The sequence below is a fragment of the Phenylobacterium sp. genome (genome assembly GCF_037189685.1).
Taxonomy (GTDB): domain Bacteria; phylum Pseudomonadota; class Alphaproteobacteria; order Caulobacterales; family Caulobacteraceae; genus Phenylobacterium.
The window spans coordinates 38338-49411 of record NZ_JBBCIT010000028.1 but is presented as its reverse complement, the minus strand read 5'-3'; the positions used below and the strand labels follow the sequence as shown (position 1 = coordinate 49411).

9 protein-coding genes are annotated in these 11074 nt (G+C 66.0%); 5 read left to right on the top strand and 4 right to left on the bottom strand.

The genetic code is table 11. From position 1 onward, the window contains the following. Positions 1-32: 32 nt before the first annotated feature. Entirely contained in the window at positions 33-800 is a 768-nt protein-coding gene (locus WG212_RS15990; protein WP_337188108.1) for a GntR family transcriptional regulator, read from the bottom strand. 272 nt (positions 801-1072) lie between these two features. Here WG212_RS15990 and WG212_RS15985 point away from each other — a divergent pair, with 272 nt between their 5' ends. The 3 genes from WG212_RS15985 (at position 1073) to WG212_RS15975 (ending at position 4776) form a co-directional block, all read left to right on the top strand. Beyond that, positions 1073-1987, top strand: a complete 915-nt coding sequence (locus tag WG212_RS15985) for an SDR family oxidoreductase (RefSeq protein ID WP_337188107.1) — start codon at positions 1073-1075, stop codon at positions 1985-1987. Continuing rightward, positions 1987-2880 carry a MaoC/PaaZ C-terminal domain-containing protein gene (locus WG212_RS15980; protein ID WP_337188106.1) on the top strand — a complete coding sequence of 298 codons (894 nt, stop codon included), beginning with the start codon at positions 1987-1989 and terminating at the stop codon, positions 2878-2880. The genes WG212_RS15985 and WG212_RS15980 overlap by 1 nt, the downstream gene beginning before the upstream one ends. A 228-nt stretch (positions 2881-3108) precedes the next feature. After that, a complete protein-coding gene (locus WG212_RS15975) occupies positions 3109-4776 on the top strand; it encodes an AMP-binding protein (RefSeq protein WP_337188105.1) in 1668 nt (555 codons plus the stop codon). Here the strand turns inward: WG212_RS15975 and WG212_RS15970 are convergent. Together WG212_RS15970 and WG212_RS15965 are read right to left on the bottom strand one after the other, a co-directional pair. After that, positions 4773-5597, bottom strand: a complete 825-nt coding sequence (locus WG212_RS15970) for an enoyl-CoA hydratase-related protein (protein ID WP_337188104.1) — start codon at positions 5595-5597, stop codon at positions 4773-4775. The genes WG212_RS15975 and WG212_RS15970 overlap by 4 nt on opposite strands. Before the next feature lie 359 nt (positions 5598-5956). Beyond that, positions 5957-7216, bottom strand: coding sequence for an acyl-CoA dehydrogenase family protein (locus WG212_RS15965; protein ID WP_337188103.1), 1260 nt, complete (start codon positions 7214-7216; stop codon positions 5957-5959). A gap of 88 nt (positions 7217-7304) precedes the next feature. Between WG212_RS15965 and WG212_RS15960 the strand changes: the two genes are divergently transcribed. Further along, complete coding sequence (locus tag WG212_RS15960; protein WP_337188102.1) at positions 7305-8777, top strand: OB-fold domain-containing protein; 1473 nt, start codon at positions 7305-7307, stop codon at positions 8775-8777. A 10-nt stretch (positions 8778-8787) separates the two neighbouring features. Then, positions 8788-9993, top strand: a complete 1206-nt coding sequence (locus WG212_RS15955) for an acetyl-CoA acetyltransferase (RefSeq protein ID WP_337188101.1) — start codon at positions 8788-8790, stop codon at positions 9991-9993. A 66-nt stretch (positions 9994-10059) separates the two neighbouring features. Here WG212_RS15955 and WG212_RS15950 read toward each other — a convergent pair whose 3' ends face one another. Next, entirely contained in the window at positions 10060-10968 is a 909-nt protein-coding gene (locus WG212_RS15950) for a LysR family transcriptional regulator (RefSeq protein ID WP_337188100.1), read from the bottom strand. Positions 10969-11074 lie beyond the last annotated feature (106 nt).

Below are 11074 nucleotides of genomic sequence, written 5' to 3'. Positions count from 1 at the left end.
CCGCCCACGGGTCGGTAATCTTCGGCGGATCGCTATTCCGAAGCGCCGAGTTCCCGCTTCAGGGTGATCGAGTAGCTGAAGGTCTCGGCCGGGTAGTAGCTGAACGAGATCTCCACCAGCTTGCGATCCGATGTGGTGAACGAGCGCTCCATCTCGAACACCGCATCGTCCGGCGCGATGCCAAGCGCCGGCGCAGCGACCTTGGGCAAGGCGCCGACGCGGATCGTCTGCGTGATCTCCGAAATCGCCACGCCGAAACGTTCCTCGATCTGCGTGAACAGCGGGCCGCGGATCTCGGTTACGTTCTCCGCGAGTTCCTTGTAGGCGCTGGCCAGATAGACCACGACCCAGCAGATCGGCCTGTCGTCCGGCTGGCCGTACCGGATGCCTTCCATCCTCAGCCATTCGCGTCCCGGGCTGCAGCCGAGCCGGGCGGCGAGCTTGCCGGTGGCGTGGATGACTTCACAGCTCACGAGCTGCAGCCGCGTCTCGCTGGTGTACTGGAAGAGGTCGACCACCGAGGAGACCGAGTGCACGTACTGGCGCGACTGCCCCGTCGCAGCGACCACCCAGCCAGACCCTTGGCGCGACTTGATCAGGCCCTCGTTTCGGAGATGGCGGAGCGCCTCGCGGATCGTGTGACGGCTGACGTTGAAGCGGTTCGAGAGGTTGGCTTCCGGCTGTAGCCGGGTGCCGACCGGCGTCACGCCGCCGGTGATCTCATCGGTAAGGGCGCGCACGATCCGCAGGTACAGCGGGCCGTCGGCGGGGCCAAGTTCGCGGGACTTCGTGACCGGCATGCGGCTCCTATTGAATCAAAGAACACCGTCATGGCGTTTCGATAAAACTGCCCGAAGCCGTCCTGCAGCGCCAGCCATGGTTGCAACATTTTGTACGTACGACGTAGCCGCCCGACATCTGCCTGAGCGGTTCGCGAGATTGTCTTCGACGCTATTGACAGCCTACACACCCGCACTAATTTGTCCGTACAGCTCGCTGTTGTCCACCGGTATTGCCGTGATGATGGCCGGGCTTTCTTCAGCCCAATGCTATCGCATTTGAGGGGGACTACGTGTCGGTTGAACTTGAAGGTAAGGTCGTACTCGTCACAGGCGCGGGTCGCGGAATTGGCCGGGCGATCGCGCTCGAGCTGGCCAGCCATGGCGCGAAGGTCGTGGTGAACGACCTCGGCGTCAGCACCAAGGGTGAGGATGACGATCAGACGGTCGCGGAGACCGTGGTCGACGAAATCCGCAAGGCCGGTGGCGAGGCCATCGCCAGCGGCGCGTCGGTATCGACGTGGGACGGCGCCAACGAGATGGTCGGCGAGGCGATGAAGACCTTCGGGCGGCTGGACGCGGTGGTGAACAATGCCGGCATCCTGCGCGACCGGATGTTCCACAACATGGATCCGGAGGAGTGGCGCGCCGTCATCGATGTGCACCTCAGCGGCACCTGGTACGTCAGCCGCGCGGCGGCGCCGATCTTCCGCAGCAACAACAAGGGCGCCTACGTCCACTTCACGTCCACCGCAGGGCTGATTGGCACGGTGGGCCAGACGAACTACGGCGCCGCCAAGGCCGGCATCGCGGGCCTCTCCAAGCAGATCGCGCTCGACATGGAGCGCTTCAACGTCCGGTCCAACTGCGTCTCGCCCTGGGCATGGACGCGAATGATCGACGCCATCCGCGTCGATACGCCGGAGCAGGAAGAGCGGGTGCGCAAGCTCCAGGCGATGTCGCCGGACAAGATCGCGCCCCTGGTCGCCTTTCTGGTCAGCGACGCGGCTGCGGCAGTCAACGGCCAGATCTTCGGCATGCGGAACAACGAAGTCTTTCTGATGAGCCAGTCGCGGCCGCTGCGATCGATGCAACGGACGCAAGGGTGGAAGGCCAACGACTTCGCCGAGCACATGCTGCCGGCCTTCTCGAGCTCGCTCTACGGGCTGGAGACATCCACCACGGTGTTCAACTGGGATCCGGTCTGATGCCCTTCGACTACGAGCGCATTCTCAACTGGCCCATTCCCGAACGGCGCCAGACCTACACCGAGCGCGATACGATCCTCTATGCGCTGGGTCTGGGTTTCGGGGACGATCCCACGGATAAGCGCCAGCTGCGGTACGTCTACGAAGGCGGGCTGATGGCCTTCCCGACCATGGGGAACGTGCTTGGCCAGCCCGGCTTCTGGATGAAGGATCCCGCGGCCGGGGTCGACTGGGTGCGCATCCTGCACGGTGAGCAGGAGCTAACCGTACACAAGAGCCTGCCGGTGGCAGGGACGATCGTGGGAAAGTCCCGCGTGAAGCAGATCGTCGACAAAGGCGAGGGGCGCGGCGCCGTCGTCCTGATCGAGCGAGTCGTCGAAGACGCAGACACCGGCGAGGCGCTCTGCACCGTCCTGCAGTCGACCTTCTGCCGAGGCGACGGCGGATGCGGCGGGCCCGGCGGTGAACTGCAGAAGCCGCCGGCCATGCCGGATCGCGCGCCGGATCATGTCGTGTCGATCCAGACACTTCCGCAAGCGGCGCTCATCTACCGGCTCAGTGGGGACTACAACCCGCTGCATGCCGATCCGGACGTCGCCACGGCGGCGGGCTTCCCCCAGCCTATTCTGCATGGCCTCGCGACCTTCGGCATCGCGGCAAGGGCTCTGAGCAGCGTGGCGCCGGAGCATGCGGAACTGGCGGCGCTGAGCGCCCGCTTCACCTCGACCGTGCTGCCAGGCGACGTCCTGGAGACCCGTATCTGGCAAGAGGGAGACGACGGCTATCTTCTACAGGTCCGGGTCCAAGATCGCGTCGTGCTTGACGGCGCACGGGCACAGGTGCGTCGCGGGTCTGAGGCGTCACTCGGCCGCGTGACGGAGGTGGTCGTCTGACCATTGATGCGGAGAGGGTCATCGCTCGGACCGATATTGCCCTTGGTGCTGCTCGGGTCGCATCGCTAGCGTCGAGCACCGGCTGCCCAGATGCCGCCAAGCGGCGTCGATCTCGGCATGCGGGCCTCGCGGTCCGTCATGGATTGCATTCCTCCCCAACTCGCCCGCCAGCGCGCCTGGCGGGCGTATTTCCTGAGACGGGCTGCACCACGGAGATAGGAGGGGCGTATGAACGGATCGCCGAGCGAGGGACGGGGAGACTATGGCGGACTTCCCGCAACCGAACTTGCCAGTCTGAAGGCGCGCTGGCGCGCTGAAGGGCTGCACGCCGACGAAACCATCCCGCAGATGCTGGCGCGCGCAGCCCGCGAGCGAGGTGACGTCTCGCGCGCGTTCCACTCCGATGAGCGGGAGACCCGCACGATCACGCTCGCGGAAGCGTACGAGCTGAGTCGCGACTGGGCGGCGCGCTTGCAGGCGTTGGGCGTAGGCCCAGGCGACACGGTCGCCGTGCAGATGCCGAACTGGTGGGAAGCCTGGGTGTTCGGCTACGCGGTGCTGACGACTGGCGCGCGGATTCTTCCGATTCACTTCACCTACGTCGGTCCCGACCTGGACTACGCGCTGCGGGAGTCGCGGGCGAAGGTTCTATTCATGGCGGAGCGGTCCCGGGGACTGGACTGCCTGGATCGCATCCCTGCTCTGGAAAGCCTTCCTGCGCTGGAGACGATCCTGGTCCAAGGAGAGCGTGCTGCCGGAAAGGCGAAGCTCTGGCGGGACGTCCTCGCTGGACCCGCGCCGGACTTCCAGGAGCCGCAGCTTCATCCGGACGACGTCTGCATCCTGCTCTTCACATCCGGGACCACCTCGCGGCCGAAAGGGGTGCTGCATACCCACAACACCATGCTGGCCGAAGGACGCACCTTCTTCACCCGCCGGCGGGTGGATCCTGATAACCCGACGTTGCTGACGGCCGCGGTGTACGGCCACATCGGCTGCATGATCGACCTGGTCCGGGGACCATTGTCCGGCTTCTGTGACGCCGTGCGCGACCGTTGGGAGGCCCGCGAGTGCCTCGAACTGATCGGGCGCTACAAGGTGAGCGGCATGAGCGGCACGCCATTCCACCTTCTGGGCTTGCTCGACATGGTGGATCGCGGGCTCGGCGACATCTCCAGCCTGAAGTATTTCAGCATGGGGGCGACCACCATCAGCCCCACGCATATTCAGACGCTCGAGGACCGAGGCATCCGCGCCACGCGCGTGTATGGTTCTACCGAGCATCCCACCGTCTGCTCCGGTGATCCCAACGATCCGCTACAAGTGCGGGCCACGAACGAAGGGCGGGTGCTTCCCGGGATCGAAGTGCGGATCGTCGATGACGATGGATCAGACGTCGCTGGCGGCGAGGCAGGTGAGCTGGTCACGCGCGGGCCCGAACTGTGCGTGGGCTACATGCATGAGGATCACAACCGCAACGCTTGGCTGCCCGGCGGCTGGTTCCGCACCGGCGACATCGCGACGATGAGCGCCGGCGGCTATATCACCATCGTCGATCGCAAGAAGGACATCATCATCCGCGGCGGCGAGAACCTGTCGTCGAAGGAGATCGAGGACGCGCTCGTCCTGCATTGCGGGGCGCGCGAGGCCGCGGTCGTGGCGTTTCCCGACGAGCGTTACGGCGAGCGCGTCTGCGCTTTCATCATCCCGCACAGCCCCTCGGAAATCTCGCTGGAGCAGATCCGCGCACAGTTCGCGGCGGCCGGCCTCGCCAAGCAAAAGGCCCCGGAGCGCGTCGAGGTCGTCGAGGACTTCCCCCGCACCGCGCTCGGCAAGATCAAGAAGGCCGAGCTACGCGACTGGCTGAAAGCTACGGCGGAGGCGGAGGCCGGCTAGGTCCCGGTGAAGTTGCCCTTTCGCTTCTCGACGAACGCGCGGGCCGCTTCCCGGCAGTCGTCCATCGTCATGGTGTAGGTCTCATAGGCGAGAGAGGCCTCGAAGGCCGCGCCCGTCATCTGGCGCATCGCGATGTTGAGAGAGGCCTTGGTGTAGTTCACCGCGTGCGGCGGCAGGTCACGCAGCTTCTCGGCCATGTCCTGGACATGGGCGTCGAGCTGGTCGTCCGGCAGGCAACGGTTGATCAGGCCGATGCGCTCGGCGACGTCGGCGGGCACCGGCTCGCCGGTCATCAGATACTCCTTGGCCCGGTGCATCCCGATCAGCAGGGGCCACATGAGGACGCCGCCGTCGCCGGCCACCATGCCCGCCTTTACGTGGGAATCGCAGATCCGCGCGCCCTCGGCGGCGAAGACCATGTCCGCCCCCATGGCCAGATTCGCGCCGAAGCCGTAGGCGACGCCTCGAACCTTGGCGAGGATGGGCTTCTCGCAATCGAGCATAGCGTAGATGTGTTTGCGCGCCGCCCGCGTGACGCGGTTGGTCGGCCGACTGGCCACGGGCTGGTCCGCCTGGGCCGCGCGTCGGGAGAGGTCGGCTCCCGAACAGAAGTCGCCGCCTTCGCCGGTGATCACGATGACCCGGACCTCGTCGTCGAGCATGAAGTCATCCCAGACGGTCGTGAGTTCCTCGCTCATCTCCGGCGTGACGGCGTTCTTGCGCCCCGGGTTCGAGAGCACCATCGTCATGATGCCGTCGGCCAGTGACATCTTCAGGGCCCCATACCGGGAGTAGTCGTACGTCGTGGCGCTTTGGGACATTCGGAGCCTTCCTGAAACTGGGCGCAACGCGATCGCAGCTTAGCCCGCGCCGAGTCCGCCTGCTTAGGCGTAAATGGCCCGTGTCGATGCCGAAACCGCCGGATTGCTCCACGAGGAAGCCGACAGCCAGGTCGCCCGGTTCACCGCCCTTCAGGGCGTCGCCGATATCTTCCACGGACAAGCCGGCGCGCCGCAGCTGGGCGACCCGGGTCAGACGGCGGCGCGCAACAAGGTTCTAGTGGCGCTGCGCCGTCATGCCGATCCCGATCGAACCGAGCGTCTCGTAGCGGCGCAGCGCACGCCGCGTCAGGCCGAACATGTCCTGAGCCTCGCCGATCCGAGTTTGGCGCTCGCCGTCATCAGAACGTGCGGGCGATCAGCTCGAGCATGGTTTCGTTGGAGCCGCCGGCAATGCGCGTATAGCGGCCGTCCACAAATGCGCGGCAGACCGGATACTCCCACATGTAGCCGGCGCCGCCGTGCATCTGCACGCAGTCGTCGAGCGCCCGCATCATCAGGTCCGTGCTCTGTTTCTTGGCGATCGCAGCGACCGCCGCGTCGAGTTCGCCTCTCGTCACCAGTTCGATGCAGCGATCGATGAACACGCGCGCCATCTCGGTCTGAGCGCGCAGCTCAGCCAGCTTGAACCGGTTGTATTGGTGGTCGAAGAGCGGCTTGCCGAAGAGCATTCGATTGCGGGCGTATTCGGCAGTCTCGACCAGCGCCTGTTCGGCGCCGGCCACTGCGCGGATTGCCACCAGCATCCGTTCCCAGGCCAGCTCCTTCATCATCATGTAGAATCCGTGGCCCTCGTCGCCGAGGCGGTTCTCCATGGGGATGCGCACGTCGCTGAAGAACAGCTCGGAGGTGTCCTGGGCGTGGGAACCCATCTTCTTGAGGTTGCGGCCGCGCTCGAAGCCAACGCGCTCACGCTCCACCAGGAAGAGGCTTACGCCACGCGAGCCTCCGGCGGGGTCCGTCTTGGCCGCCACGACCACGAGGTCGGCGAGCTGGCCGTTCGAGATGTAGGTCTTTTGGCCGTTCAAGACGTATTCGTCGCCGTCGCGCACCGCCACGGTGCGCATGGCCTGCAGGTCGGAGCCCGCGCCCGGTTCGGTCATGGCGATGGCGGCGATGATCTCGCCGCGCGCCATCGGCGGCAGCCAGCGCGACTTCTGGGCCTCGGTTCCGTAGCTGTCGATGTAGGGCGCAACGATATCGGAGTGCACGTGGAAGAAGGGTCCGCTCAGGCCTTGCCGCGCGATCTCCTCGATGAGCACCGCGGAGTAGCGTCGGTCGACGCCAAGCCCGCCGTACTGTTCAGGGATCGTCATGCAGAGGAGCCCCTGGCGACCGGCCGCCGCCCACGCCTCGCGATCGACGATGCCGGCTTCCTCCCACCTGGCATGGTACGGTGCGATTTCAAGTTCGAGGAAGCGGCGGACGGACTCGCGGAAGGCGACGTGATCCTCGTCGAAGACCGTCCGTGGCAGCAGGGACTGTGACGACATCAGACGCAGCCGTTCACGACGAAGCTGGCCACTTGATGGAGAAGGTTCATCAGGAATCCCCTGCGAATTAGCAGGAGCGGAAGTAGGTCGGACGCCAGTTCCGGACAATGAACACATTCGCATAGGTAAATGCCTATTCGACAACTTGAGCGGTCTTGGCGCGGGCTATAGCGTCCATTGGAACAGGGACGCTCCCATGATCGGAATACGCGCCGCCGGAGCCTACGTGCCGCGCCTCCGGCTTCAGCGGTCGTCGATTGCGGCGGCTCACGCTTGGTTCGCGCCGGGGCTGAAGGCGCTGAGCGGCGGCGAGCGGGCCATGGCCAACTGGGACGAGGACGCGATCACCATGGCGGTGGAAGCCGCCCGAGACGCACTGCATGGCCGCGAACGCGACCTGGTGCGCAAGGTGATCCTCGCATCGACCAGCCACCCGTTCCAGGATCGCCTCAACGCCGGCGTTGTGAAGGAGGCGCTGAACCTGCCGGACGGCGTGGCGGCGCTTGATATCGGCGGCAGCCAGCGGGCCGGAACCTCGGCGCTCCTGGAGGCCCTGGAAAGTGCGCGCGCGTTCGATGGCGATGTCCTTCTCCTGGGCGCCGAGAAGCGCCGCACCCAGCCCGGCTCAGAGCTTGAGCTCACTCACGGTGACGCGGCGGCGGCCTTCGTGATCGGGCAAGACGAACTTGCCGCAGAATTTGTGGGTGGCCACAGCCTGACGATCGACTTCGTTGACCACTTCCGCTCGGAAGGGCAGGACTTCGACTATGTCTGGGAAAGTCGGTGGTTGCGCGAGGAAGGCTACGCGAAGATTGCGCCACGCGCCCTGAAGGAGGCCCTGGCGCGTCACGGCCTGGCGGGCGCCGATGTCAGCCGCTTCATCATGGCCGCGCCTCAGAAGGGCGCCGCCGCGATGATCGCCGGGGCCGCCGGGATCAGCGCCTCGGCAGTTGCCGACGACCTGGCCCAGCAGATGGGTGGAGCGGGCGCGATCCAGCCGCTGATCCTGCTGGCCCGCGCCCTCGAAGATGCTGACGCCGGGGAACTGATCACGGTGGTGGGATTCGGCCAGGGCTGTGACGTGCTGTTCTTCCGCGCCACAGGAAGCTCCGCTGTGGCGGGGCTTGGGGTTTCGGGTTGGCTCGCCCGCCGCACGCCGGAAGCCAACTACGTAAGGTATCTGACGCTGGCCGGGCATCTGGCCATCGACCGGGGCATGCGGGCGGAATTCGACCAGAAGACGCCGCTCGCGGCGCTCTACCGCAACCGCAAGGCCGTCATGGGTCTTGTCGGCGGTCGCTGCGCCAAGACCGGTGTCGTGCAGTTTCCGAAGACCGCGATCAGCGTCGCCCAGAACGCCAGGGCTCAGGACACCCAGGAGGATTATCCGCTTGCCGACCGGCTGGCGCGGATCGTCACCCACACGGCCGACGGCCTGACCTATTCGCCGGACCCGCCTTGCTACTACGGAGCCATCGAGTTCGAAGGCGGCGGCCGGCTTACGGTGGAGTACGCCGATGTCGAGCCGGGCCGGATCGAGGTCGGCGCGCCCGTGCGGATGATGTTCCGCGTCCGCGCGCACGACGAGACCCGCGGGTTCATCAAGTACTTCTGGAAGGCCGTCCCGGACTACCGGGCGGCGATACCGGCCACCTTGGCGGCGGAGTAGGGCGACCGAAATGGCGAACGGGATCCGTGATCGAGTGGCCCTCGTCGGCATGGGGTGCACCCGCTTCGGTGAGCGGTGGAGCGACGACGCCGACGCCCTGATGGTCGAGGCTTTCGACGAGGCCATCGCCGACGCGGGTGTGGACGTCACGGATATCGACGCCGCCTGGCTGGGCGTGGGCTTCGACACTCAGAACATCGGTCCCAGCGGCATCCCTCTGTCCATGGCGCTCCGGTTGCCGAACATCGCGGTGACCAAGGTCGAGAACTACTGCGCGTCGGGGACGGAATCCTTCCGCGGGGCGGTCTACGCGGTGGCCAGCGGCGCCTGCGACATCGCTCTCGCGATGGGCGTCGAGAAGCTGAAGGACACCGGCTACGGCGGTCTCCCCGTGCGGACGCGCGGCGTCAGCTACGACATGTTCAATGTCACCGGCTCCGCGCCTGGCTACTTCGCCCAACTTGCGGGAGCCTACTGCGCCCGCCACGATGCGGACCCGTCCGAACTGAAGCGCGCCATGGCTCATGTGTCGGTGAAGAGCCATGCGAACGGCGCCCGAAATCCAAAGGCCCATCTGCGCAAACCCATCACCGTGGAGCAGGTGCTGAACGCCCCGATGATCGCGGAGCCGCTTGGCCTGTTCGACTGTTGCGGCGTCTCGGACGGGGCGGCCTGCGCCATCGTCACCACGCCTGAGATCGCCCGATCGCTGGGGAAGCGGGATCTGGTCACGGTCAAGGCGCTCCAGGTCTCGATGTCCAACGGCTGGGAGCTGCAGGGCTCGGGCTGGGACGGCAGTTACTTCCACACCACGCGCGTCGCCGCGCGGAAGGCGTACGCCGAGGCTGGGATCGAGGACCCTCGGCGGCAACTCTCTCTCATGGAGGTGCACGACTGCTTCTCCGTCACCGAGCTGGTGACGATGGAAGATCTCGGCGTCAGTCCCGAAGGCGGCGCGATCCGCGATGTCCTCGACGGGTTTTTCGATGCCGAGGGAAGCTTGCCGTGTCAGATCGACGGCGGTCTCAAGTGCTTCGGCCACCCCATCGGCGCATCCGGCTTGCGGATGATCTACGAGAACTACCTGCAGCTGCTTGGACGCGCGGGAGAGCGGCAACGGGGCGTGCCACCGTCGCTCGCGCTCTCACACAATCTCGGCGGCATGCCGAACCAGAACGTCAGCGCCGTCGCGATCGTGGGCCTTCACAAAGCCTAAGGGGCGAGTCGGCGCGGACGCGGAGCCGAGCTGTGCGGCGACCGAACGCGCACGACAGCTCCGAGCCTACGCGGCCGCCTTATCGATAGCCTGCTGGTCTGCGATGATCTTCGCGGCGGCCCAGAACTTCCGCACGACTTCCCGGTCGTCGTTTGCGTTGCGGACGGCGGCGGTCTCGATGAACGCCGCGCAGTCGATCACATCGCGGCTCACGAACGTCGTGCTGGAGTGGTGTTCACCCTCGCGGCCAAGCATGAACAGCCGCTCCATCGTCGCGAAGTGGTAGATGGCTGGGCGTCCATCCGTCAGGGGTCGAAGCCGGGCGCCCGCTTCCTCGAACGGCCGGTACTCAAGGTCGTAGGCCAGAGGATTGCCGTTGCGCATCGGTGTCAGCAGCTCGATGTCCCTGAGATCGGCCATGCGGATCTGCGGCTTCGTAGCCAGGGGGTGCTCGCGGGGAACCATGAGTCTCGGCCGCGAGCGGTGGATGGGCAGGTAGTCGAATCCCTCGACTCCATCGCTGATCGCGATGATGCCGGCGTCGATCTTTCGGCGTTGCAGGGCGAGCAGGATTCTGGGGCTCAGCCCACCCACGGCATCGACGGAGGTGCTGGGATAGCGGGTGCGGAAGGTTTCGATCAGTTGGCCGCGGGCGGAAACCCAGAACGTGGCCCGGCTTACGCCGAGGCGGAGGGTCTGACGGCGCTCCTGCGACAGCGACTGTGCGACGGACCTCGTCTGCTCCGCGACGCCCGCGAGTTCCCGCGCTGCGCCGAGGAAGATTTCGCCTTCGGGCGTGAGCGCGATCCGCCGCGTCGTCCGCTCGAACAGCGCGAAGCCCAGCTGGCCTTCCAACTGCTGCACCTGACGAGACAGCCAGGGCTGATCGACCTGCAGGCGCTGCGACGCGCGCGTGAACGAGAGTTCCTCCGCTACCACGCAGAAGCGGATGATGCGCTCAAGGTTTAGGTCCATGCGTAACTCCTCCCCTACCATGCTATTCGGGTCATCTTGTGCAGACAAATTGTTTCGGTCAAGACTGAGCCCATGGGGCGGAAGCGTCGCGAGCAGGAGGAGGCCC